Annotated in this window: 16 protein-coding genes and 1 pseudogene; 9 read left to right on the forward strand and 8 right to left on the reverse strand. The window is 71.5% G+C overall.

Going from position 1 to position 21,473, the window contains the following annotated elements; translation table 11 throughout:
* Positions 1 to 198 precede the first annotated feature (198 nt).
* The 5 genes from OG295_RS01500 to OG295_RS01520 are packed head-to-tail and all read left to right on the forward strand — an operon-like array spanning position 199 to position 8,127.
* On the forward strand, positions 199 to 1,692 hold the full coding sequence (locus OG295_RS01500) for a SagB family peptide dehydrogenase (RefSeq protein WP_371675124.1): 1,494 nt from the start codon (positions 199 to 201) through the stop codon (positions 1,690 to 1,692).
* A complete protein-coding gene (locus OG295_RS01505) occupies positions 1,689 to 2,498 on the forward strand; it encodes an HlyD family efflux transporter periplasmic adaptor subunit (protein ID WP_371675125.1) in 810 nt (269 codons plus the stop codon). Before OG295_RS01500 ends, OG295_RS01505 begins: the two co-directional genes overlap by 4 nt.
* Complete coding sequence (locus OG295_RS01510) at positions 2,495 to 4,687, forward strand: NHLP family bacteriocin export ABC transporter peptidase/permease/ATPase subunit (protein ID WP_371675126.1); 2,193 nt, start codon at positions 2,495 to 2,497, stop codon at positions 4,685 to 4,687. Before OG295_RS01505 ends, OG295_RS01510 begins: the two co-directional genes overlap by 4 nt.
* Positions 4,684 to 7,752, forward strand: a complete 3,069-nt coding sequence (locus tag OG295_RS01515; RefSeq protein WP_371675127.1) for an ATP-binding cassette domain-containing protein — start codon at positions 4,684 to 4,686, stop codon at positions 7,750 to 7,752. Before OG295_RS01510 ends, OG295_RS01515 begins: the two co-directional genes overlap by 4 nt.
* A gap of 21 nt (positions 7,753 to 7,773) precedes the next feature.
* Positions 7,774 to 8,127, forward strand: coding sequence for a hypothetical protein (locus OG295_RS01520; RefSeq protein WP_371675128.1), 354 nt, complete (start codon positions 7,774 to 7,776; stop codon positions 8,125 to 8,127).
* Between the two features lie 366 nt (positions 8,128 to 8,493).
* Here the strand turns inward: OG295_RS01520 and OG295_RS01525 are convergent, their stop codons facing one another.
* From OG295_RS01525 to OG295_RS01535, 3 genes are all read right to left on the reverse strand, one after another.
* Entirely contained in the window at positions 8,494 to 9,243 is a 750-nt protein-coding gene (locus OG295_RS01525; RefSeq protein WP_371675129.1) for a JmjC domain-containing protein, read from the reverse strand.
* 17 nt (positions 9,244 to 9,260) lie between these two features.
* Positions 9,261 to 9,791 (reverse strand): nucleoside 2-deoxyribosyltransferase domain-containing protein, encoded by a 531-nt coding sequence (locus tag OG295_RS01530; RefSeq protein ID WP_371675130.1) that lies wholly within the window; start codon positions 9,789 to 9,791, stop codon positions 9,261 to 9,263.
* Between the two features lie 102 nt (positions 9,792 to 9,893).
* On the reverse strand, positions 9,894 to 10,022 hold the full coding sequence (locus OG295_RS01535; RefSeq protein WP_371675131.1) for a hypothetical protein: 129 nt from the start codon (positions 10,020 to 10,022) through the stop codon (positions 9,894 to 9,896).
* Between the two features lie 363 nt (positions 10,023 to 10,385).
* On the opposite strand from OG295_RS01535, the gene OG295_RS01540 reads away from it, so the two are divergent.
* Both OG295_RS01540 and OG295_RS01545 read left to right on the forward strand, forming a co-directional pair.
* Positions 10,386 to 11,435, forward strand: coding sequence for an LLM class flavin-dependent oxidoreductase (locus OG295_RS01540; RefSeq protein ID WP_371675132.1), 1,050 nt, complete (start codon positions 10,386 to 10,388; stop codon positions 11,433 to 11,435).
* 12 nt (positions 11,436 to 11,447) lie between these two features.
* Complete coding sequence (locus tag OG295_RS01545; RefSeq protein ID WP_371675133.1) at positions 11,448 to 12,758, forward strand: NtaA/DmoA family FMN-dependent monooxygenase; 1,311 nt, start codon at positions 11,448 to 11,450, stop codon at positions 12,756 to 12,758.
* Between the two features lie 10 nt (positions 12,759 to 12,768).
* Here OG295_RS01545 and rfaE2 read toward each other — a convergent pair whose 3' ends face one another.
* The 4 genes from rfaE2 to OG295_RS01565 form a co-directional block, all read right to left on the reverse strand.
* Positions 12,769 to 14,805 (reverse strand): D-glycero-beta-D-manno-heptose 1-phosphate adenylyltransferase, encoded by a 2,037-nt coding sequence (rfaE2, locus tag OG295_RS01550; RefSeq protein ID WP_371675134.1) that lies wholly within the window; start codon positions 14,803 to 14,805, stop codon positions 12,769 to 12,771.
* A gap of 102 nt (positions 14,806 to 14,907) precedes the next feature.
* Positions 14,908 to 16,257 (reverse strand): phenylacetate--CoA ligase family protein, encoded by a 1,350-nt coding sequence (locus OG295_RS01555; RefSeq protein WP_371675135.1) that lies wholly within the window; start codon positions 16,255 to 16,257, stop codon positions 14,908 to 14,910.
* A gap of 209 nt (positions 16,258 to 16,466) precedes the next feature.
* Positions 16,467 to 16,988 carry a hypothetical protein gene (locus tag OG295_RS01560; RefSeq protein WP_371675136.1) on the reverse strand — a complete coding sequence of 174 codons (522 nt, stop codon included), beginning with the start codon at positions 16,986 to 16,988 and terminating at the stop codon, positions 16,467 to 16,469.
* Positions 16,989 to 17,175: 187 nt separating this feature from the next.
* Positions 17,176 to 18,522, reverse strand: coding sequence for a hypothetical protein (locus OG295_RS01565; RefSeq protein WP_371675137.1), 1,347 nt, complete (start codon positions 18,520 to 18,522; stop codon positions 17,176 to 17,178).
* Positions 18,523 to 19,378: 856 nt separating this feature from the next.
* Between OG295_RS01565 and OG295_RS01570 the strand changes: the two genes are divergently transcribed.
* Entirely contained in the window at positions 19,379 to 19,699 is a 321-nt protein-coding gene (locus OG295_RS01570) for a hypothetical protein (protein ID WP_371675138.1), read from the forward strand.
* 83 nt (positions 19,700 to 19,782) lie between these two features.
* Positions 19,783 to 20,756: pseudogene (locus OG295_RS01575) on the forward strand (helix-turn-helix domain-containing protein).
* A gap of 43 nt (positions 20,757 to 20,799) precedes the next feature.
* Here OG295_RS01575 and OG295_RS01580 read toward each other — a convergent pair.
* Positions 20,800 to 21,369 (reverse strand): histidine phosphatase family protein, encoded by a 570-nt coding sequence (locus OG295_RS01580; protein ID WP_371675139.1) that lies wholly within the window; start codon positions 21,367 to 21,369, stop codon positions 20,800 to 20,802.
* Positions 21,370 to 21,473: the final 104 nt, after the last annotated feature.

Genomic DNA, 21,473 nt, shown 5'->3' on the forward strand with positions numbered 1-21,473 from the left:
CGCCGAGGACCGGCCCCATCCGCCCTACGGTCGGTGGCGGCCGGGCTTGCCGCGGGGGTCGCGAGACCGCCGGCCCCCGACCGCGGCGAGCCGCCCGCCCTCCCGTCGATCGCACCACCCACCCACCCACCCACCCATCCATCCACCCACCGACCGACCGACCGACCGACCGTCCCCGTATCAGGATCGTGAAATCCCATGAAACGCACGTCCCCGTTTCCGGGCGCCGCCAAGGTCGAGAGCTATCGGCTGCGCGTCGACGCACGGTTGGACCACGAGCCGGGCGGGTCCCTGGTGCTGGAGCAATCCCGCTACCGGCTGCGCCTCCCCGAGCCGGAGGCCGGCCGGCACGCCCTGCTCCTGCGCATGGCCGAGGGATGGCTGAGCGATCTTCAGATAGCCCAGCTCATCACCGGCCTGGAGGGCGAATCACGCGTCCTGCCCGCCCAACTCCTGGTACGACGGCTCCTGTCGCACTGCTGGCTGGAGCGCAGGATCGCAGCCGGGGCCCGGGCGCTGCTGGACGTGGTGCCCCGTGGGCTCGGGGCGCAGAGCGGTCCCGTCCGGCGCCTGCACGGCGCCGGGGTGCTCTACCGGCTGTCCCGCTTCGCGGTTCTCCGCACCGATCGGGGCCGGATGCTGGCCCACTCCCCGCTGAGCACCGTCGCCATCGCCTGTGCGCACACCCAGTTGGGCGCGGTCCTGGCGGGCGCGGCGGGGAACGGGGTCGGCCGGCTCGACGTGGCCAAGGCACTGGAGGTGGACGAGCCCACCGCCGGGTACGTGCTGGACGAACTGCTCTCCGCGCAGGTCCTGGTGACGTCCGAGGAAGCCGAGGCCGAGGTCAGCACCGCGCCGATGGGTCTGTGGTCGCCGGAGGAACTGTGGCTGCACGACCGGACGCGGCCGCAGCGCAACGCGGCGCCGATCGGCGCCACCCACCGCTTCCGCGGCGTCCTGGAACCGGAGCCCGAGCCGGAGCCCGAGCCGGAGCCCGCGCGGGCCGGCGGTCCCGCCGCACGGCGCACCATCGCGCTGCCCGCGCCCGCCGCGCGCCCCGCCGGCGCGACGCCCGACTCGCTGGCCGCGGTGATGTCCCGTCGGCGCAGCGTGCGCCGCCAGGACGACGCCCGGCCGATCACCGCGGCCCAGTTGGCCGAGTTCCTGCACCGGGTCCAGCACCTCGGACCCGCCGCGACCGGCGAGGTGGACGGTCCGGAGACCGGCAGGCGCCCGTACCCGGGGGCCGGCGGGATCGGCGAACTGGAGATCTATCCGCTGGTCTCGCGCTGCGCCGGGCTGGAGAGCGGGCTCTACCACTACGACTCGGTACGGCACCGGCTGGCGGCCGTCGCCGCCACCGGCCCCGAGACCGCGAAGATGCTCTCGTTCGCGCGCGCCACGGCCGCCATGCCGGACCCGCCCCAGGTGCTGTTCGTGATCACCGCGCGGATCGGACGCCTGATGTGGAAGTACGAAGGAATTCCGTACGCGTTGGCCCTCAAGGACGCCGGAATCCTGACCGCCTGGATGTACCTCGTCGCCACCGACATGGGGCTGGCCCCGTGCGCCCTGGGGGCGGGAGACGTCGCCTCGTTCGCCACGTTGTCGGGACTGGACACGCTGGTCGAACCCGCCATCGCCGAGTTCACCCTCGGCTCCTGCCCGTCCGACTGCGAGGAGCAGCCTTGAGATTCCGCAAACAGGCCCTGCGAAAGCTCGAATCACCGGAGCAACTCGACGAGATCGCCCGACTCGCCTCGATACCGGCCTGGTTGACGACGGTGGCACTGCTGGTCGTGGTGCTCTCCGTCGGCACCTGGTCGGCGTTCGCCTCCGTTCCGAAGACCGTCGCCGCTCCCGGGGTGCTCACCCACGCGGCGGGCGCCGTCACCCTGGACGCCACCCGGCAGGGGCAGGTGGCCTCGGTCCTGGTGTCCCCGAACCAGCGGGTCGGCAAGGAACAGCCTCTCTACACCCTGGTCGGCCAGAACGGCTCGACCGAAACGGTCACCGCGCCGTGGACCGCGCACGTGGTCAGTGTGCGGATCTCCGAAGGGGAGATGCTGCTGCCCGGGAGCAAGGTCGCCGTTCTGGAGCGGCTGGACACGCCCGGCGACCGGTTGGAGGCGATGGTCTACGTCCCTGCGGCCCATGCCCCGCTGCTGCGCGTCGGCATGCCCGTACGGCTGTCGACCACGGCGGCTCCGGTGAGCGTCTTCGGCACGCTGTCCGGAACGGTCTCGGCCGTCGGTTCCCTGCCGGAGACGGAGGAGTCCCTGCACGCCTTCCTCGGCTCCGGCCGCGATGTGACGCCGTTCCTCAGTACCGGTCCGGTCGTCGCGGTGGCCGTCCGCCTCACCCCGGACGCCGGGTCGCCGAGCGGGCTGAAGTGGTCGCGCTCCGCCCCGTCCTTCGCGCTGAACTCGCAGAGCGCGGTGACGGCGACCCTGACCGTGGCCCAGGAGCGCCCGCTGAACTGGCTGGTGAAACGATGAGGGTGACCCTCCCGAAGCGCGACACCGACCGGCCGACCGCCAGGCGGGTGCGCACGCCCACCGTGATCCAGATGGAGGCCACCGAGTGCGGGGCGGCCTCGCTGGGCATCGTACTGGCCCACTACGGCCGGCACGTCCCGCTCGAAGAGCTCCGGCAGGCCTGCGGGGTGAGCCGGGACGGCTCCACCGCGGCCAGCGTCGCCAAGGCGGCGCGCCGGTACGGGCTGACGGCACGCGGTCGGCAGAGTCCCGTCGCGGACCTCGGCTCCGTGCGGCTGCCGGCCATCCTGTACTGGAACTTCGAACACTTCCTGGTGCTGGAGGGCCTGGGGCGGAAGGTCCGGCTCAACGACCCGGCCACCGGCCCCCGTACGGTGAGCTGGGAGGAGTTCGACGACGCCTACACCGGCATCCTGATCGCGGTGGAGCCGGGTCCCGCGTTCGAGCGCGGCGGGCACCCGTTCAGTCTGGTCCGCACGCTGCGCGAACGCTGGCGCAACCTCGGCTCGGTCGTGCCCCAGACCGCGATCCTCGGCCTCCTGGTCGCTCTGGTCGGCATCGCGGTGCCCGCCCTCACCCGGGTCTTCGTCGACCGGGTGCTGCTCGGCTCGGAATCGGCGACCTCCGTGGCGCTGGTCGCGGCGATGGCCGTGGCCACCGTGATCACCCTCGTCGCCGGATGGCTCCAGCAGCGCCTGCTCGTGCGCGCCGAGACCGCGGTGGCGCTCGGCAGCGCGGCCCGCCTGATGCGGCACATGCTGCGGCTTCCGCTGGGCTTCTTCAACCAGCGCATGGCGGCCGATCTGGCCCGGCGGGTACGCACCAACGACCTGGTGGCCGACATCTTCACCCGGCGTCTGGCATCCACCGCGGTGGACATGGCGCTGGCCCTGTCCTACGCCGCGCTGCTGTGCCAGTACGACCTCGTCCTCGGGCTGTGCGCGCTGGTCTTCTCCGGGCTCAACGTGGTCGTGCTGCGCTGGCTGTCCACCATCCGCGCGACCGCCATCGCAGGCCTGCAGGCCGAGCGCGGGCGGCTGTTCGCCGCCGTGTACACCACCATCTCGATGATCGAGACCGTCAAGGCCAGCGGGCAGGAGGAGCTGAGCTACCAGCAGTTCGCCGCGCGTCAGGCGGCGGTGACCACGGGGCAGCAGAAGGCGGGCGTGCCCGCGGCCGTCGTGGCGGCGGTGCCCGCGCTGCTCGCCGCGCTGAACACCGCCGTGCTGATCGCACTGGGCAGTCACCTCGTCCTGACCGGCACCCTGACCGTCGGAGTGCTCGTCGCCATGCAGGGCCTGGCCGTGGCGATGAACCGGCCCGTCACCAGCCTCACCACGGTCAGTGCCCAGGTCGAGGAGATCGGCGCGGACCTGCAGCGCCTCCAGGACGTGGAGCGCTATCCGCTGCCGCCGGCACCCGCCGTCTCCGGCACGCCCACACCGCTGGAAGGCCACGTGGTGCTCGACCGGGTCACCTTCGGCTACAACCCCCTGGTCCCGCCCCTCCTCCAGGACTTCTCGCTCGTCCTGCCCCCCGGGGCGCGGGTGGCACTGGTCGGCGGCTCCGGCAGCGGGAAGTCCACCGTCGGCCGGCTGCTCGCCGGACTGCACCAGCCCTGGAGCGGGCGGATCACCGTCGACGGCCGCGAGCCGCAGGCGCTCGACCCGGGGCTGTGGGCCGCCACCATGGCGATGGTCGACCAGGACAAGATCATGTTCGAGGGCACGGTCCGGGACAACGTCACCCTGTGGGACCCGACCATCCCCGACGAGGACGTCGTACAGGCCCTCAAGGACGCGTGCATCCACCAGGAGGTGGCGGCCCGCCCCGGCGGTCTGGCCAGCCCGGTGCACGAAGGCGGACGCAACTTCTCCGGAGGTCAGCGCCAACGCCTGGAGATCGCCCGCGCCCTGGTCCGCAACCCCCGGCTGCTCATCCTGGACGAGGCCACCAGCGCCCTGGACACCGAGACGGAGCGAATGATCGACTCCAACCTGCGCCGCCGCGGCGCCACGTGCCTCATCGTGGCCCACCGCCTGTCCACCATCCGTGACTGCGACCGGATCATCGTGCTCCAGCACGGCCAGGAGGTCGAACGCGGCACGCACGACGCCCTCATGGAACGCGACGGTTCCTACGCGGCGCTCATCCGGCACCAGGCGAGGTCAACGGGGGAAACCACATGAGCACCGCCGCTCCACCCCAGGACTGGGACCTGCTCGCCCGACTGGCGGCCCCCGGCTCCACCGCGGCCCGTCGCATCGACGGGCGGCACACCGTCTACCTGGTCGAAGGCGGGCCCGCCGACATCTTCGCGAGCCGTCTCGCGCCCGAAGGCGACACCTCCCGGCAGCACTTCGTCGCCCGCTGCCCCGCCCACAGCGCCATCCCGTCCTCGACCGCGACCGGCGAGTGGCAGCTCACCGTGGTGCCACTGCCCGGCGGCCGCCTCCGCGGCGTCGACCACGACCAGCTCTCCAGGCTGGTCCGCCAGGTGCGGCCGGAGGAACCGGACGCCGGCCGGCCACCCGGTCACGACGACCGTGTCGCCGACGTGATCAGCGACGCCCTCGACCGGGCCCTGCAGGCCGTCTCGGACGCCGTACGCTCCACCGGCGCCCCGCGGGACGCCCAGGTCCTGCGCTCCCGGCAGATCGTCTCGCTCACGCGCGGCCGTACGGTCGTCGGCAGCGGCCGGCCGTGCTGGATCCGGCTGGCGGACGGCCGCATGAGCAAGAACGGCCTGGCCGACCACGTCGTCTCGGCCGGACGCGAGGCGCTCTTCCTCGGCCTCCAGGACTGGACCCGTGCGGAGTCGGACTGTCTGGTCGAGCTCCTGAACACCCCGGACCTGCTGCGCTCCGGAGCCCTCTTCGAAGCGGTCGACCAGCAGATGGCCCATCTGGTGCGTTCGCTCGGCGACCGCGCCCTGGCGACCGACACCGCGTTCCTGCACGCCCTCGACGCCCGCAAGCGCGCCGCCGAGCAGATGGTGGCGGCGAGTGCCCGACGGGCCCTGGGGGTGCTCGGCGCGAACAGCGCCCGCGGTGGGCGGCTCGCCACCGACGGCGCCCAGGACGCCCGGGCCTGGGCGGTCGAGACCCTCCAGGTGGTCACCGAGGGGGCGGACATCTCCGTGACCGAGCCGCCCACCCACACGCCGGGGACGAGCGACCACGGCGACGAACTCCGGGCGGTCGCCCAGAGTTCGGGGCTCCACCTGCGGCAGGTCCGGCTGTCCGCGAAGTGGTGGCACAACAACGTCGGACCGCTCATCGGCTGGCGCCCGGCCGCCTCGGCCGGCGCCGCCGTGGCCTCGGACTCCGACGCCGACGGGGGCGCCGACGGGGGCGCCCGGCTGATCCCGGTTCCCCTGCTGTTCGCCCGCGGCAGGTACTGGATGGTCAACCCGCACACCCGGGCGCGCACCCCGGTGGACCGGCGGCGCGCGGACACCTTCGGCCAGAACGCCACCCTGGCCCAGTTGCCCCTGCCCGCGGACACCAGTCTGCGGCAACTCCTGCGCCGGGGGGCCTTCGGCACCGCGTCGGAGCTGCGGTCCATGCTGGCCACCGGAGTCGCCGTCGCGTCGCTGAGCCTGGCCACCCCGCTGCTGATCGGCCAGGTGCTCAGTTCCCTGACGTCCGGGGGCCTCCAGGACCTTCCCTGGGCCACCGGACTGTACCTGGTGAGCGCCGTGGCGGCGGCCCTGTTCACCGCGCTCCTCAACCTGCACGCGCTGCGGCTGGAGGACCGCCTGGAATCGGGGATCCAGCTCGCCCTGTGGGACCGGCTGATGCGGCTCCCGTCCGACTTCTTCACCCGGACCACCAGTGGCGTCCTGGCCAGCAAGATGCTGGGCACCGCCTACGCCCGCCAGGCCTTGAACGGGCTGGCGACCCGGATCTTCCTCGCCCTGCTGACCGCGGCGGCCGGACTGGCCCTGACCCTGACGATCAATCCCGTCGTCGGCCTGTACACCCTCGTACTGCTGGCGGGCACCAGCGGCCTGGGAGTCCTCTTCGGCCTGGTGGTGATCCGCCGTCAGCGCCAGGCCCTGCCGGCCGAGCACCACGCCGCGGCCGTGACCAACGAGATCTTCGGCGGCATCATGAAGATCCGGCTGGCCGCCGCCGAGAACGCCATGTTCAGCCGCTGGGCGCAGGCCACCGTGGTGGCGCGCGCCCGGCTGCAGCGGGTGCACCGGGTGCAGGGAGCCCTGTCCGCGGTCGCCGTCACCGTCCCCATCGCCGGACAGCTGATCCTCTTCGCCCTGCTGGCGGGCCCTTTGCGGGGGCAGGTGCCGGCGAGCGGCTTCTTCACCCTCAACGCGGCCTTCGCCCTGCAACTCCAGTCCATGATCCTCCTGGTCACCAGCGGCGCCGAGTTCGTCGTCGTACTCCCCCGCCTGCACGGCCTCACGGAGGTACTGACGGCGCGGGCCGAGCGCGAACCCAGCCACGTCCAGCCGCTGGACCTCCGGGGAGAGATCGAGATCGTCAACGCGACCTTCGGCTACCCGGGCCTGGACACCCCGGTGCTCGACAAGGTGACGCTGCACGCCCGCCCCGGCCAGTTCGTCGCGATCGTGGGTCCCAGCGGCTCCGGCAAGTCCACCCTCCTGCGGCTGCTGCTCGGCTTCGAGCGCCCGCGCAGCGGCTCCGTGCTCTACGACGGGCAGGACCTTTCCGAGCTCGACGTGCAGGCCGTACGCCGGCAGTGCGGCGTGGTCCTCCAGGACGGCCGGCTGTTCAGCGGCACCATCCGGGAGAACATCTGCGGCGCCCAGCCCTACTCCGTCGAGCAGGTCTGGGAAGCGGCCGCCATGGCGGGGCTCGACGAGGACATCCGCCGGATGCCGATGGCGCTCAACAGCCTGCTGTCCTTCGGCGGCGGCGCCCTGTCCGTCGGCCAGAGGCAACGTGTCCTGATCGCCAGGGCGCTGATCTCCAAACCGCGGGTGCTCTTCTTCGACGAGGCCACCAGTGCTCTCGACAACCACACCCAGGAGATCGTCACCGCGAGCACCCGGCAACTCGCCGCGACCCGGATCGTCATCGCCCACCGGCTCTCCACCGTGATCAACGCGGACGTCATCCTGGTCATGGACCAGGGTCGGATCGTCCAGAGCGGCACCTATCACGAACTGCTCGCGGACACCGGCGGGCTGTTCCACCGGCTCGCCCAGCGCCAGCTGTGGGCACAGTCGGCGAACCCGACCGGTGCCGCCACCAACTCCCCCGCTCCATGACGGAAAGCGAAGGTCCGCACGATGGAAGAAGCCGAGCGCAGTGATTTCGCCGCTCGATACAACGCGGTGGTCGCGGCCGTCTGGTCGGATCCCGGCAAGGAGCGGATGCTGTCCCGCGATCCCGGGGCCCTGCTCGCCGAGCACGGGATCGAGGTGCCGATGGGCACCGTCATCGACGTCGTCCGCAATCGGCCCGTGACGTCCGGCGTGCTGGAATCCCAGATCCGGGCGTGGGGGGAGATCGCCGACCGCGGCGTCCTCCGGCTGCTGGTCCCGTACCCGGACCGGTTCGAGGCCGTCGACCTGTCCGAGGAGGAGCTGGACTCCCTCGTCGCCGGCCTCGGCCACCCGGCGCTGTCCGACGTTCCACGCTGAACGCCGCCGCATCCCGGGCAACCGAAACCCGCAGGAAATACAGCAACAGCAGAGGAGAAGGACCGTGAACGAGGAAGACGAGACCTACGCCGCCGATCTCTCGGACGACGACCTCCAGGCGCTCGTGGCAGGCCTCAAGGGGCTGACCGTCACGAACGACGAATAGGCACCACACCATCCGGCGCCCACGGCGGCCGATGGGCGGGACGCGAAGCGTCCCCGCCCATCGGCCGCCGAAGCGCTTTCCGGTGACGGTGACGGCGCCGGTGACATCGCCGACGCCGACAGCCCGCGAACGACAGAACGGCCGTGCCGTCACCGGCACGACCGTTCCCCACGCCCCCGCCTTCGCGGGGTTCCCGCTCCTCAGCCGTCGAGCACGGCCGCCAGCGCCGCGAGCGAGGGCGCATCCGTCGATCGCGTCCGCGGACCGTCCGGAGCACCGGTGCCGGGCCTGCGCACCGTCAGCGACAGGTGCACGGACAGACCGCCGCTCCGGCCGACGGCCGAGTGCGGCGCTCCCCGCGGGATGTAGAGCACCTGGCCACGTTCCACCGTGGCCTCCAGCAGCACCGGGCCCGGGGCCGGCTCGTACCCGATCCCCCACGCGTCGTCCGCCGGGGCGCCGTGCACCCGCCACCGCTTGCTGCCGTTCAGCTGTACGACGAAGACGTCCGCATCGTCACGGTGCGAACCCAGCCCCTGCTCCCCCGGCGGAGTGACGAAGACGAACGCTTCGACGGGGCGGCCGAGTTCGGCGCCCAGCCGGCCGGCGAGCGCCGCCGCCCCCGGATGCCAGTGCTCGACGTTGCGCATCAGCAGGGTGACTCCCGAGGAGATCCTCCTCAGCACCTTCCCCGGGTCGGCGTAACCGGGGAACTCGTGTTCACCGAGCCTTCGCGGGGTGGTGAAGTCACCCGGTTCCAGGTTCCGTCCGCCACGGACCATCTCCAGATACGGCCTGCGGAGCAGGCCACCGGTCAGCACGGCGTCCAGGTCGGCCGGCGTGACCAGCCCGGCGGGCGGCACGCCCGGGCTCAGCACACGGGCCTCACGCCGCCAGGCCGTCCCGAGGAACAGCTCGGGGTCACCCACCAACGAGCGCAGAATTTCCATCAGGTGCTCACTTTCTCTTACGAGGCACTGCGAAGCGGACGGGACCCGGCGCGCAGCGCCTCCACCGCGGCGCTCACGGTGGAGGGGAGATCGCCGTGGACCGGCAGCCCCGGCCGCGCGCAGCGCAGCTGCGCCAGCACGTCCGGGCGGCGCCGGTACCCGTCCTCGACGCCCACCGCGATCGCCCGTCCCGTGGCCGCCGCCGCTCCCAGTTCATAGAGTGCGATGGGCTGTTCCGGCCGAGCGGCGCCGCCGCTCGGAAACCAGAACAGCACCAGGTCCGCCAGCGCCAGGTGCCGGTGCTCCCAAGCCACCATGGACTCGTTGAAGCCGGACGAGCCGGCGATGACCCGACGCGGGCTGAGGAGGGCCAGCGAGCACCGGTCGGCGCCGCCCGCGGACCAGATCCGGCGGAAGGCGGATATCGCGTCGTGGCGCCAGTCGGGGCAGTCGCGCATTCCACCGGCGAGGAAGACCCTCCTCTCCCCGGCCCGGGGAACGTATTCCTGCATGGACTCGACGACTCGCACCTGTGCGGTCTTCATCATGCGCTCTCTACTGGTGACGGGAAGAGGAGAATTCAGCCCTCAAATGGAACTGGTCGTGTACCCGCGGCACTCGCCGCCGGCACACGACCAGGAACGTGACGGTCAGATCACTTCCAGCCCGCCCATGAGGTCTTCCATCCCGCCCGAAAGGGCCTCCAGCTCCTCGTCGTTGACCTCCAGGGAGGTCTCCTGCCACGCGGTTTCCGGCGCGTTCTTCTGGGTGTCGCCCATGTCTTTCTCCTTCTGGCTTGACCAACAGGCTGAAGTTCCGTCAGAAGTCTTCAAGGAATGTCTTTCGGACTCCCGGAGAATCAGTTCTCTCGGGTGAGATGAGTCGAACTTAAAGGCGCCCCGAAGTGGCCGACAAGCCCTTTCCGACAGTTGCTCCGTTGCCTGCACCCGCGCGACTCCGGGGTTCCATCGATCCGTGCAACCTCCCCGGCCAACTCGGACGGAGCCGCAGCCCTTCTCCCGGAAGGCCGGGCCGGCCGGTCCCCCCGGCCTAGGCTGCGGGCCGAGCGGCAGTCCGATCGAAGGGGCTGCTCGCCCATCGACCCCTCAGCCCGTGACCAGCTCTTCGAGAGGAGCGCTCAGATGTTCCTCGGCATGGCCATCGACGCGACCGGCTGCCACCCGGAGTCCCGGTGGCATTCACCCGGCGATCCGCTGGACCCCGAGCACCATCGACAGCTCGTACAGGAGGCCGAACGGGGTGGTTTCGACTTCGTGACGCTGGACGACTCCATGGTGCTCCCGGAGGGGCCCGGCGCCGCGCTCGGGCGCCCGGACGCGGTGACCGTGCTCGCCGGGATCGCTCCACTGACCACCACCATCGGCCTGGTGCCCACGGTGACGACCACGCACTGCGAACCCGTACACGTGTCCAGGGCGCTGGCCACGCTCGACCACATCAGCGGGGGCCGCGCCGGCTGGCGGAGGCGCGTGGTCACCGCGGAGGCGGAGGCCGCGCACTTCGGACCCGAGCCACCCGCCCGCCTGGACGAACTCGAAGCGGAGGACGCCGAGTTCGCCGAGGTGGTCACCAAGCTCTGGGACAGCTGGGAGGACGGCGCGGAGATCAGGGAGGTGGCGGCCGGGCGATTCCTCGACCGGTCGAAGCTCCACCACATCGACCACGCCGGACGGCACTTCCGCATCAAGGGCCCGGCGAACGTACCGCGGCCGCCGCAGGGCCATCCCGTCCTCGCGGTCGACTTCGATCCGCGCGGACAGCGGGCCGCCCTTCACGACGCCGACATGGTGTTCGCCGACGTCCGTGACGTGCCGGAAGCCCGGGCACGGTGCGGAGCAAGCACCCGGGTCATGGGCGAGCTGGAGATACTGTTCGCCGGGGACCACGGCGTGTCCGGCTGGGGCGCCCGTCCCGGGGACGCCGCGCCGCACCGCACCCGGTTCGCCGGATCCCCGGTCGAACTCGCCCATCTGCTGGGCGACATGTGGGACTCCGGGGACGTCGACGGGTTCCACCTCCACCCCGCGTTCCTGCCCACCACGCTGTCCCGGTTCGTCGCGGAGGTCGTCCCGGTCCTGCGCCGGCGGTCCTGGCTCCGCCCCCGCCGGGAGACCTCACTGCGCGCGCGGCTCGGCCTGCCCGGCAGGGCCCCGAACGTGTTCACGGCCTGAAAGGCGGCCCCGATGAACAAGCCCGTCAAGCAGATGCACCTCGCGGCGCTCTTCCCCGTCAACCACATGACCGTCTGGCGCGATCGGCGCGCCGGAAGCCAGGTCGATTTCTCCTCCTACTCCCACCTGGCCCGCACGGCGGAGCGGGGCAGGTTCGACGCCTTCCTCCTCGCCGACTTCCCGCGGCTGGTGGAGCACCGCGGCGAGGTCTCCGATGTCGGCGTCGCGGGTCAGCTGGACCAGATCACCGTGCTGTCGGCACTGGCCTCCGTGACGGACCGGATAGGACTGGCCGCCACCGTCAACGCCACCTTCAACGAACCCTTCGACACGGCCCGCAGGCTGGCCACCCTGGACCACCTCTCCGGCGGCAGGTGCGGATGGAACGTCGTGACCACGCCGGACGCCTGGACCGGCGAGAACTTCCGCCGCGGCGGCTACCTGGCGCATGCCGACCGCTACGTCCGGGCAGCGGAGTTCGTCGAGGTCGCCCGGACCCTGTGGGACGGCTGGGGACCGCACGGGGCCACCCGGTTCCACCACGAAGGGCCGCACTTCCGCGTCGGCGGACGGTTCACCGTACCGACCAGCCCCCAGGTGTACCCGCTGACCATCCAGGCGGGGGACTCGGAGCAGGGCCGTGAGTTCGCGGCCGCCACCGCGGAGATGATCTACAGCCGTCGTCTGGGCCTGGCCGGCCAGGCCTTCTACGCGGACGTCAAGCGCAGGGTGGCCCGCCACGGTCGTGCCCCGGAGCACGTGAAGATCATGCCCGGGGTGTCGTTCGTCCTCGGCGACACCGATGAGGACGCCCGGGCGAACGCCGAGGCCGGGCAACGGCGGGCGGTGAGCCCGCAGCTCGCGATCTGGTACCTGGAACGCACCTGGGGACGCGACCTGTCGGCCTGCGACCCCGACGGACCGCTGCCGGACGTCGACCCCGATCCCGACGCGGCACCGCCCCGGTGGCCGGGGCTGGCCGACGCCGTGGTGCGCTCGCGGCGGGCGGAGAAGTGGCGGGCCCTCGCCGCCGAGCAGAACCTCGGCATCCGGGAGCTCGTGATGAAGCTGACGGCGGGCAGGCCCTTCGTCGGCACACCCGCACGCGTCGCGGAGCAGATGAACGACTACGTCCAGTCGGACGGTGCCGACGGTTTCGTGGTGGTGCCCCGGTTCGCCCCCGGCGGACTGGACGAGTTCGTCGACCGGGTGGTGCCCGAACTCCAGGACCGCGGCGTCTTCCGCACCGAGTACGCGGACCACACCCTGCGCGGGCACTTCGGCCTTCCGGCGCCCACCGGTCGGGGGCGGCACACCGGGTGAGGTCGGGCCGTCACCTTTCTCCGGCGCCCAGCAGGATCCTGTCGACCATCCGGGTGGTCGACCGCCCGTCGACATAGGGCAGGATCACCGTCCGGCCGCCCCAGCTTTCGACCAGGGCCGCCTCGGGCAGGTCGTCCACCCTGTAGTCGCCGCCCTTGACGTAGACGTCGGGCCTGATCCGGCGCAGCGCCTCCTGCGGCGTGGACTCCGCAAAGACCACCACGCCGTCCACGGAGGCCAGCGAGCCCAGGACCGCCGCCCGGTCCGGGGCCGTGACGACCGGGCGCCGCGGTCCCTTCAGCCGACGGACGGAGTCGTCGTCGTTGAGGCACACCACCAGGCAGTCGCCCAGCCGGCGGGCGCTCTCCAGCAGTGCGATGTGGCCCGCGTGCAGCAGGTCGAAGCAGCCGCCGGTCGCCACCACGGTGCCGCCCGCGGCGCGCACGCGGGCGACCGCCTCCAGCGGGTCGGCGGGTTCGGTGCCCGGCTCCGCTGCCGCCGCACCCGCGGTCCAGGCGGCCGCTCCGCCGGCCGCCACGAACTCCCCGGCGGCCCGGACGGCGCCGGTGACCGCCTCCGAGAGCAGCGCGCCGTCCGCGAGCAGTACGGCGGCCGACGCGGCGAAGCGGTCACCGGCGCCGCACGTGTCCGCCCCGACGACGTGCCGCCCGGGAACGGCGAGGGGTGAGGACTTCGCCGCGTCCAGCAGGACGGCCCCGTCGGCTCCGCGGGTGACGGCGACCCCGGCGGCCTGCCAGAGGTCGACGAGCCGCCGGCCGCGCTCGATGTCCGACCGCAGGTCCGTGCCCGCGCTCCCGGGCGCGAAGGCGCTCGCCTCCCCGCGGTTCGGGGTGACCAGCCGGGCGCCGGGGACCGGTCGGGCACCGCGCGGGTGCGGGTCCCAGACGATCGGCGTCACGGGGGCGGCGGCCGCGAGGGCCGCCCGGACGGAGGCGTCCTCCGTGAGCCCGCGCCCGTAGTCCGAGACCAGGACGGTGCTCGCCCCGACCACCAGCGCGCGTTCCTCCTCGGTGAGGGTGCGGCGCGGTCCGGGCGCGGCCTCGGGGGCCCGGCTGAACATCAGCACCGTTCGGTCGCCGGCGCGGACCCGGCTCTTCACCGGTGTCGGCCCGGCGAGCCCGAGGTCGATCACCCGGATCCCGGCGTCTCGCAGCAGTCCGCCGAGGTCCCGTCCTTCGCGGTCGTCGGACAACGCCGTGACCAGGGTGACCGGCCGTGCGCCGCGTGCGGCGAGCACCGCGGCGAGCCCGGCACCGCCGGGCCTCGAACGGACCTCGACGTGGTCGACGACGACGACCGGTGCCTCCGGGGAGACCCTGTCCACCGTGCCCACCAGGTCCCGGTCCAGGAGCGCGTCGCCCACCACGACCAGCCCGCCCGGCGCCGTGGGCGCTCCCCCCGTGGGCGCGTCCCCCGTGGGGGTCGCCGCCGGGCAGACGCCGAGCGCGATGTCGACGGCGGCGCACAGGAGGTGCACGGCCACCAGGTGGCATTCCTGGACGGTCGCGGTGGGACCGTCCGCGCAGACCGACTCGTCGGCGAGTTCGGTGAGCGGGTTCGGCTCCGTACCGGTGAGGGCCCAGACCGTCATGCCCCTCTCGTGGGCCGCCCCGGCCGCCCGCAGGACGTTCCCGCTGCGACCGGACGTCGACAACAGCACCAGGATGTCGCCGGGGCGCCCGTGGGCCCGGACCTGGCGGGCGAAGACCTCGTCGTACCCGTAGTCGTTGCCGATGGCCGTGACCGCCGAGGTGTCGGCGTGCAGGGCGATCGCCGACAGCGGCTGACGGTCGTCCCTGAGCCTGCCGACCAGCTCCGAGGTGAGGTGCTGTGCCTCGGCCGCCGAACCGCCGTTGCCGGCCGCCAGCAGGCGCGCGCCGCGCCGGAGCCGCATGGCCAGCTCGCTCCCCCACGCCCGCAGCCGCTCTACCTCCAGGCGGGCGAGCGCCCGTTGGAGGTGCTCGATGTGGTCGGTGCCGTCGGCGAGCGGCTTCGGCTGCCGCGGGACACTGCGCGCGCCTGTCACGGGGGATCTCCAGGTCGTTCGGACGGGGACCGCTCGGGGCGGGCCGGGTCGAGGCCGGTGTGGCCGGTGGTGTCGGGTGGCCGTCCCCGGCCGCCGCGTCCTTCAGGAGTGGATGTACCTGGTGCGCTCCGGGGCCTGCGCGACCTCCAGGCGCTGGACCACGGGGTTGCGCTTGCCGCCCGCGGTGAGCACGAACGCGCCCTCCGGCCGGTGGCGCAGGCGGAAGCCCCGGCGCGGCCCGAAGTGCTCGCCGAGCCTTGAGTTCACCGACCGTACGGTCGCCGCCGCGTCGGCCGGGGCTCCGACCGTGACGAGGTCGAGCAGCCCCGGTTCGTGCTGTACCACCTGGAAGTCCGGCAGTCCGGCGGCGCAGAGCGCGGCCAGGAGCGCGTACGGGGAGTACGCCGCCCCGTCGAGCCCGACCAGGCTGCTCCCGGAACGCCCGAGCAGACCGTCGGTCACCGTCCCCGGGAGTCCGCAGTCACAGGTGGTGGGCCGGGGTGCCAGATCGCCCGTGACGTAGCGGATCACCGGCATGGGAGTGGAGAGCAGCTGGGTGAGGACGATCTCGCCGACTTCGTCCTCTCCCGCCGGGGTGATCTCCGGCAGGACGAGGTCGTCCTGGAAGTGCATCCGTCCGCGCCGGCACTCCCAGGCCGCGTAGCCGGTTTCCGACGTGGCGTAGAGCATCGTCACCCGGCAGTCGAAGGTCTCCTCGACCAGGCGCCGGCCGCTGTCGGGCATGTGCTCGTAGGTGGCGACGACGCCCTGCGGCCGGAGCCGTATGCCGCGTTCGGCGCAGTACCGCGCCAATGCGATCACCCGGCTCGACGAACCGGTGACCAGGTCGACCGCGAGCCGGCCCACCACGGCCTCGTAGTCGGCGACGATCCCGGGGGAATCGGGGTCGAAGCCGGCGAGGTTGCACTTGACGTAGGGGCGCGGCAGCATCACCGGTTCGAGCAGCGGCGTGCCCCCGAAGAGCAGTCCCACGTTGAGGACCGTTCCGCTGTCCGGGAGGCCGAGGTGGGCGCTGAAGCGCTCCCGGATCACGTCGTTCGACAGGCCGCCGGTTTCCACGGTGGAGAGCAGGGCGACGGGCTGTCCGGTGCTGCCGCTGGTCTGGGTGAGGAAGAAGCGGCCGGGCTCCATCAGGCCCGTCGCATCACGGCTGATGGAGTCGAGGAAGTGGGTGCGCAGATCGCTCTTGCGGGTCAGCGGGAAGTCGCCCAGTCCCACCTGCTCCCGGCCGCGCAGCGCGCGGTACCGGGGCACCCGTTCCCGGGCGGTGGCCAGCAGCCGGTCCAGTCGCTCGGTCCCCCGGTCCCGGTCGTACGCGGCCAGCTCCGCTATCTCCTGGCGCCTCTCCCGGAACCAGGAGGACGACGTCTTGCGCGCCATCCGCTCGCGCATCTCCCGGACGTCGTGGGCGAGGTCATTCGGCGAATTCAAAACGGCCCTCCGGATCGCTCTTCGCACAGCCCTCGGGCGGGCCGCTCGTGGCATCGTGATTTCCCGGTGATTTCCCGGTGATTTCCCGACGGTGTGTTCCGCGCATTCGTCTCCCGTCGGGACGAGCCGAACGTAGGCCGCCCCGCGAAGCGTCGACAAGCCCCGTCCCGCACTTCCTCCGGAACGTGCAGGACAAAGGGAGAACGGTGTCATCGATTCGTGCCACGGATGCCCGGACGAGACCGCTGTGGGGTCGACGGCCCCGGCGGCCGGTGGCGCACGGGCTCCTGAACGGCGACTCCGTCGGGCAGTTGGCCGCGGGGGTCGCACTGCCCGCCGTCGAGCAGCTTTCGGAACAGGGTCCCGGGTCGAGCCCACAGGACGGCCGTGACGCGCGGGTTCGCCATGAGCGTCGGGCACTCCACCCGTTGCCAGGTGTTCCCCCTCCTGACGGCGTCGCCGAAAATGATCCGCACCTCGCCCCGCGCGGCTTCGGAGAATCCCACCGAAGCCCATCGCCAGAAGGTCGCGGCCCGTTCGGAGTAGTCGGAGTAGTACGGGGTGGGCAGGCCGAGGTCTTCGATCAGCATCATCATCGTCCGCCCGCCGTACTTCTCGGCAGTGGCCTTCGCCGCCCCCTCGACCGACTTCCCCCCGTAGGTGCCGCTGTAGTACCACAGCGCGCTGGGATCGCCGCGTTCCACGGCGTGGCGCATCTGCTCTCTCGTCACCCACCTGGAACTGTCGTTCGTCTGCCCGGGAAGAACGACGCCGCCGCCGTTGGTCGGCCCCTCGTGCGCGAAGGGAACCGACTCGCCGACCGGCTCGGCCCTGATGGCCGCGGCGGAACGGGCCGGCGGAATCGGTGGCTCGGGACGGATGTTCACGGCAGCGGGTTCAGGTCGTCGTCATGTGCCGTCACAGGTATGCCGAGCGTTCGGGGGTGTCCGGCAACGGCAGGTGCTGCACCACCGGGTTGCGCTTGCCCCTGGCGGTGAACTGGAACGCGTGGTGCGGGCGGTGGCGCAGGCGAAAGCCCCGGCGGGCACCGAAGTAGGCGTCGAGGCGGGTGTTGATGTCCCGCACGCAGGCCGCGGCGGCTTCGACGGGGCCGACGGTCACGAGGTCGAGCGTGCCGGGTTCGTGCTGCACCACCTGGAAGTCCGGCAGGCCGCCTCCGGCCAGCGCGGCCAGCAGCGCGTAGGGGGAGTAGGCCGATCCGTCGAGACCGACCAGGCTGCTGCGGGCCCGGCCCAGCAGGCCGTCGGTCACGGTGCCGGGCAGACCGCACCCGCAGTCGACGGGCCGGGGCGCGAGGTCGCCGGTCACGTAACGGATGATCGGCATGGGGGTGGACAGCAGGGGGGTCAGGACGATCGCGCCCGCCCCGTCGGCGTCGGCCGGCTCGATCTCGGGCAGGACGAGGTCGTCCTGGAAGTGCATCCGCCGCCGCCCGCATTCGAAGGCGGCGTATCCGGTCTCCGACGTCGCGTAGAGCATGGTCACCGGACGGCCGAACGCCTCCTCGACGATGCGGCGGCCGCTGTCGGGCATGTGCTCGTACGTGGCGACGACGCCGTGGGGACGCAGGGTGATGCCGCGGCTCAGGCAGTACCGGGCCAGGGCGATGACGCGGCTGGACGAACCGGTGATCTCGTCGACCGGGAAGCGGCCGACCACGGCCTCGTAGTCGGCGACGATGTCGGGCGCGGTGGGGTCGTAGCCGCGCAGGTTGCACTTGACGTAGGGGCGGGGCAGCATCACCGGTTCGAAGAGCGTGGTGCCGGGGAAGAGCAGTCCCACATTGAGGACGGTGCCGCTGTCCGGCAGACCGAGGAAGGCGCTGTACCGCTCGCGGATCACCCTGTTCGCCAGTCCGCCGGTCTCCGCGGTGGACAGCATGGTGACGGGCTGTCCGGTGCTGCCGCTGGTCTGGGTGAGGAAGAACGCGCCGGGGGCCATCCGGCCGCTCCCGTCACGGCTGATGAAGTCGACGAAGTGCTCGCGCAGGTCGTTCTTGCGCAGGAGCGGGAAGTCGCCCAGGCCCGGCTGCTCGCGGTCGCCGACGGAGCGGTAGTACGGGACCTGCCGCGCGGCGGCGGCCAGCAGGTGGTCGAGGCGCTCGCGCCCCCGGCCCGGATCGTACGGAGCCATGCTCTCGATCTCCCCGCGCTTCTCCCGGTACCAGGCGGTCGACGCCTTGCGCGTGATGAGCTCGCGAAGCACCTGGACGTCGCGTGCCGGATCGCTCGGCGGCTTCAACACACAGTCCTCCTCGTGGACGGGGGCCGGGTGCCGGCGGCGTGCGCCGGCACCCGGACGGGACGGACGTCAGATGCGCTCGAGACCGCCCGAGACGGCCTCCAGGTCCTCATCGCCGACCTCGACGTCGAACTCGTCCGACGTGTTCGCCGAATCGGCATTCTGGATGTCGCTCACTGTTCCTCCAAGCAGGGTGCGGGTGAATTCCGACGGAAACCGATCGGGAATGTTCCGGCCGGGCCTTTCGGAATTTGCGTCTCTCGGTCGAGACGATTCGAAACTAAGGCTCCCGACGCGATGGCCACAAGAACTTTCCGACGCTTCCTCAGGAGCGTGTACGGATGGGGCCGGAACGTTTCACCGATTCATGCCGCGGTCGCCGACGGACCACGCCCGCGGACCGGCCGCCGTTCGTGGACACGGCCGGACGGGGTGAACGCCCCGGCCGCCGCGACAGTCCTCCCGGGTCCGCGGACCGGGTCTTGGCCGCAGGCCTCATCACCCCCGCCGCAACACAGGGTGACGGTCTCGGTGGCAGGCGGAGACGGGGTGGGGTAACCATGGCTCCAGACGGGGTGATTGGCGCCTGAGAACCGCTCTGCTGGGAGGCCGCCGTGCATACACATTCTTCCGATGGAGGGTCGGGTGACGGGGAACCACAGGCGGAAGCGGAATCGGGCAGGAGGAAGAAGACTTTCTGGAAACGTCCTTTGACGTGGGTCGTTACAGTTCTCCTGGGGGCCGCGGCGACGGTTCCAAGCGGCGCTCTTCAGGGTTTGTTCAAGACGGTGGGCAGCAAGGTCGTGAACGAGTTCGGGAAGGAGCAGACTCCCTTTACCGTGACCTTCGAAGACAACACATGTCCGGCCGTTTGGTCGCATTTCCCCGACGAACTCCGGACGTGCCCTCCGGGCCGTCGCCGGCGATCGTGAATTTTCCCTACAAGATCTCCACGACCGACCCGGAGGTGTTCCATTTCTCGGTACGTACCGCCAGGTGCGACTGCAGCTGGCACCTGGAAATCGAGTGGACCAGCAACGGGAAAATCGGTGCTTACCGGCTGGACAACGGTGGGAAGCCGTTTCGAACGCTGGCGCTGAAAAGCGACATCTGGCAGCCGGTCGGACTCTACGTGGGAAAGGACGGTACCGTCACTGGCCTGTCCCAGACCTCGTACTAGTGCCGCATCAAGCAACGTTCGCCCTATGGTGATGTATCGCTGGAGTGCTGCGCCGGGTGGTATCGGACGGCCAGAATGATCACGTGGCGGAACGCGTGCAGGTCCGGGAGATTGATGACGATGAGGGCAGGCGTCTGCTGCGGATCATCCGCAGGGGTACCGGCTCGGTAGTGACCTGGCGACGGGCGCAGATGGTGCTGTTATCCGCGCAGGGCATGTCCGTGGGGAAGATCGCCGAGGTGACGTTCACCAGCCCTGACCGGGTCCGGGACGTGATCCACAACTTCAACGCCGACGCTTCGCGGCGCTCTACCCGAAGTTCAAAGGCGGCCGGCCGAGAACCTTCACCCTCCCGGAACGCCGGGAGATCAAGAAGATCGCCAAGTCCAAGCCTGCCGAGCACGGCCTGCCGTTCTCGACCTGGAGCCTGGCCAAGCTGGCCGACTTCCTGGTCGCCGAGGGGGTGGTCGACGATATCAGCCACGAGGGCCTTCGCATCCTGCTCCGCGAGGAAGGCGTCTCCTTTCAGCCCCACCCCGGCCGGCAATGGGCCGAACGCGGCGGCCGGCACAAGGACCCCGACCGCGAGCCCAGACCCCGACGCCGAGCGACCTACACACGCCCGCACGGGGTCCGTCACCTCTTCGCCGCCTACGACCTGGCCAAAAACCAGCTCTACGGGCATATCAAAAAGACCAAGAACAGGTCGAAGTTCCTGGAGTTCTGCCGCTACATGCGCTCGCTGCACCCGACGGACATACGCATTGCGATCGTCTGCGACAACTACTCCCCGCACCTGACGACGAGACGCTGCCAGCGGGTCGCGACGTGGGCGGCAGCCAACAACGTGGAGATCGCCTACACACCGACCAACAGCTCCTGGCTCAACCGGATCGAGGCCCAGTTCACCGCCCTGCGCTACTTCGCTCTCGACGGCACCGACCACGCCAGCCACAAAGAACAGGGAAGCATGATCCGCCGCTACATCATCTGGCGGAACAAGCACGCCGCCGACGAACGCCTCCGCGAGGTCGTGAACAGGGCGAACGTCGCTTGATGTGGCAGTAGGTACATCTCGGACGGGACGTGGACAGTCGCCACTACGGCACGTTCCACCCGAGCACGACGGGCAGCCCGTGCTCGTAACCCAGCGTGTTGATCGTCCCCGGATGCGGGTGCCCGAACTGTCGCGCGCCCGACGCGTCGAGCCCGAGCCAGCGCGCGGTGAGGATGCGTGACAGATGGCCGTGCGCGACGACGGCCACGTCACCCTTGTCCAGCAGCGGCCGGACCCGGCCAAGGAAGGCGTCGACCCGCACGGTCACGTGCCCGAGGTCCTCGCCTGCGTCCACGCCGTCACGCCACAGCTCCCAGCCGGGCTTGAGCTCCTGGATCTGCTCGGCAGTCAGCCCCTCGTAGCGGCCGTAGTTCCACTCGACCAGGTCGGCGTCGGTTTCCGCACCGCTCAGCCCCGCCAGCTCGGCCGTCAGCACGGCGCGAGTCAGCGGGCTGCTGTAGACGGCGACGAACTCCCGTCCGGCCAGTCGAGGCGCGAGCGCACGCGCCGCGGCCTCCCCCGCCTCGGTCAGCGGCAGGTCGGTGCGGCCGGCATGCTGGCCGGTCCGACTCCACGCGGTCTCGCCGTGCCTGATCAATATCAACTCGCCCATGGCCGAGGAACATATCTCACACCGCACACAGGGCAAACGTTTCCTGACGCGGCACTAGTTCCTTTGCCCGACGCGGGCCAGGACTCCGGCCGGAGTCCTGGCCC

Origin of the sequence: Streptomyces sp. NBC_01276, assembly GCF_041435355.1 — a bacterium.
Lineage (GTDB): Bacteria > Actinomycetota > Actinomycetes > Streptomycetales > Streptomycetaceae > Streptomyces.